This window comes from Achromobacter sp. 01N37 (assembly GCF_056399725.1).
Window position 1 is genome coordinate 1 of record NZ_JBFTRX010000044.1, and the last position, 2,343, is coordinate 2,343.

At 60.1% G+C, this 2,343-nt stretch carries 3 protein-coding genes and 1 pseudogene; 3 read left to right on the forward strand and 1 reads right to left on the reverse strand.

The window, feature by feature from the left end; genetic code table 11:
* From AC1DSJ_RS30125 to AC1DSJ_RS30135, 3 genes are all read left to right on the forward strand, one after another.
* Positions 1-370, forward strand: a 370-nt coding sequence (locus AC1DSJ_RS30125; protein WP_476760472.1) for an integrase domain-containing protein, incomplete at its 5' end; no start/stop codon positions are given.
* A 120-nt stretch (positions 371-490) separates the two neighbouring features.
* Complete coding sequence (locus tag AC1DSJ_RS30130; RefSeq protein WP_476760473.1) at positions 491-730, forward strand: hypothetical protein; 240 nt, start codon at positions 491-493, stop codon at positions 728-730.
* 259 nt (positions 731-989) lie between these two features.
* Positions 990-2,027 carry an IS481 family transposase gene (locus AC1DSJ_RS30135; RefSeq protein ID WP_441637739.1) on the forward strand — a complete coding sequence of 346 codons (1,038 nt, stop codon included), beginning with the start codon at positions 990-992 and terminating at the stop codon, positions 2,025-2,027.
* 193 nt (positions 2,028-2,220) lie between these two features.
* Here AC1DSJ_RS30135 and AC1DSJ_RS30140 read toward each other — a convergent pair.
* Positions 2,221-2,343, reverse strand: a pseudogene (locus AC1DSJ_RS30140) (aldose epimerase family protein); the annotation flags it as partial.

Below are 2,343 nucleotides of genomic sequence, written 5' to 3' on the forward strand. Positions count from 1 at the left end.
GTGTAAGGGCGGTCGGGCACGTGCTGTGCCTGTCACGAATGAGCGTCAGCGGGCTGTGCTTGCGCGTGCGGTTGCGCTCTCTGGAAGCGGCTCCATGATCCCCAAGCATCTCAAGTACATCGACCAGCTCCACCGCTATATCTGGGCTGTTGAGAAGGCTGGCATGTCGAAGCTACATGGTCTTCGGCATCAGTATGCCCAGCAGCGCTATCACCAGCTCACCGGCTGGCTTGCTCCCGCCGCAGGTGGACCAGTGTCGGCACAGCTCACGCCGCAGCAGCGTGCCGTGGATCGTGCAGCACGACTGCGGGTGTCAGCCGAGCTGGGCCACAATCGTGAGGAAATTACGGCAGTTTATCTGGGCCGCTAGCGCATTGTCTCGGCCTTGTTTGACGCCATTTACTAAGTCGCGGCAGCCCATTTGTTTGGAAAGCAGCGTTGTGTCGTGCCTGTTGTACAACCCTGTCCTTTTACGAAAGAGAGTGACACCTTGTCAGATCTATTGGAACATCAATTCATTCACTTGCTTGAGCGCGGCGCGGTGGGATTCGTCGAGCTGGTGCCGGCGCCGGATTGCTGGTATGTGCGCATCAATGGTTGGCAGTGGTTGCGCTCGCCTCGCGAGTGCCCATACCGATTCTTCCCGTTGGAAAGGACCTTGGCGTACCTGCGCGACCTGGGGTGCGGGCGAGTGATGGTGGATCTGAGCACCTGGCCAGACACGCCATAGTCCTGATTTCCCTCGGTCGTGTCCCCTTTTGTCGAGGGATGGATCATTGAGCCAAGGGGGCAGCGAAGCGAGCGAAGATAGGCGATGATTTGTAATAGCCTAGACTAAATCTGACAGTGGTTGGTTATCCATGCCGCCGCACATCGGTGCGAAGGGCGTAGCCCAGAGTGCCAGTGTGCGGCGGAATCCACAAGGAGTCCGCCATGACTCAGGAACAGAAAGTCATCCGTGCCAAGGTCGAATCCACAAGGAGTCCGCCATGACTCAGGAACAGAAAGTCATCCGTGCCAAGGTCGGCATACTGGAACTGGCCCGGCAACTGGGCAACGTGAGCCAGGCCTGCCGCGTCATGGGCTATTCGCGCGATAGCTTCTACCGCTTCAAGGAGTTGTACGAGCGAGGCGGCGAAGCCGCGTTGCAGGAGATTTCGCGACGCCGGCCACTGCTCAAGAATCGCGTCGATCCCGAGGTCGAAACCGCCGTGGTAGCCCTGGCGCTCGAATTGCCCGCCTATGGCCAGATCCGCATTGCCAACGAGGTCCTCAAACGCCATGCCCTGCACGTGTCGCCGCAGGGCGTGCGCAGCATCTGGCTGCGTCACGACCTGGAGACCATGAACAAGCGCCTGAAGGCGCTGGAAGCCAAATCCGCGCAGGAAGGGCTGGTCCTGACCGAGTCGCAACTGGCCGCGCTGGAGCGCGCCAAGCTGGAAAAGGAAACCCACGGGGAATTCGAATCCGAGTGCCCCGGCTATTGCGGCGCCCAGGACACCTTCTATGTCGGCACCCTCAAGGGCGTGGGCCGCGTCTACCAGCAGACCTTCGTCGACACCTACTCTAAGGTGGCCTTTGCCAAGCTCTACGATCGCAAGACCCCGTTGCCAGCCGCCGACCTGCTCAACGACCGCGTTGTGCCGTTCTTTGACAGCTATGGCATCCCGCTGTCGCGCGTGCTGACCGACCGCGGCACCGAGTACTGCGGCAACCCTGAGCATCACGAATACGAGCTCTATCTGGCCGTGGAAAACATCGACCATACCCGGACGCGGGCCAGGTCGCCCCAGACCAACGGCATCGTCGAACGGCTGCACAAAACCATGCTCAACGAGTTCTATCGCATCGCCTTTCGCAAGAAGGTCTACGACTCGATCGGCACATTGCAGCTCGATCTCGATGCCTGGCTTGACCAGTACAACAACCAGCGAGAACATCAGGGGCGATGGTGTTACGGCAAAACGCCCATGCGCACCTTCCTCGACTCGCTGGAACTCGCCAAGGAGAAACTGATCCCGCATTGAGTCGCGCTTCTCGATTCAACAGCCCGACTATCTGTCAGATCGAGTCCCAGCTAATACATGATTCGCTTGTGCTTGATTTCGTCGCCCCCTCTCGAACTAGGTCATGGCAGTGCCCCGAGGCCACCGCTTTGGTGTCGGCCAACCACTCGGTAGCGCTTTTTCCCAACCTTGCCGCTTGGGCGGCGCGCTTGCGCTATCGCTCCAGCCGCAACTGGCAAATCGCCGCCTCTTCCTGGCCCGGCGCGAGCCAGCGCAACCCCATGCCGTGGTGGATAGCATTTGGCAGGCCGAGCCAGGGCTCTACGCAGTAGTAGTC